Origin of the sequence: Paraburkholderia sp. SIMBA_053 (assembly GCF_046534895.1) — a bacterium.
GTDB classification, from domain to species: domain Bacteria; phylum Pseudomonadota; class Gammaproteobacteria; order Burkholderiales; family Burkholderiaceae; genus Paraburkholderia; species Paraburkholderia caledonica.
In genome coordinates, this window is record NZ_JAWRXU010001750.1 from 1 (window position 1) to 234 (window position 234).

General features: G+C 52.6%; 1 protein-coding gene. It reads left to right on the plus strand.

The features are described 5' to 3' along the window. A partial coding sequence (locus SB753_RS41515) for a substrate-binding domain-containing protein (RefSeq protein WP_410805749.1) occupies positions 1–234 on the plus strand: 234 nt, incomplete at both ends.

A 234-nucleotide genomic window follows, 5' to 3' on the forward strand; every position in this document is an offset into this window, starting at 1 on the left:
GTGGAATCGCTTAAAGCCGTAGGTAAAAGCCAGCTCCCTGTATTTGGTGTCGACGCACTGGATGTAGCACTGAGTATGATCAAAAAAGGTGAACTGGCCGGTACGGTACTCAATGATGCCCAGAACCAGGCCAAAGCGACGTTTGAACTGGCACGTAACCTTGCCAACGGCCGTTCGGCAACGGAAGGCACCCACTGGAAAGTGGTGAACAAAGTGGTTCGCGTTCCTTACGTC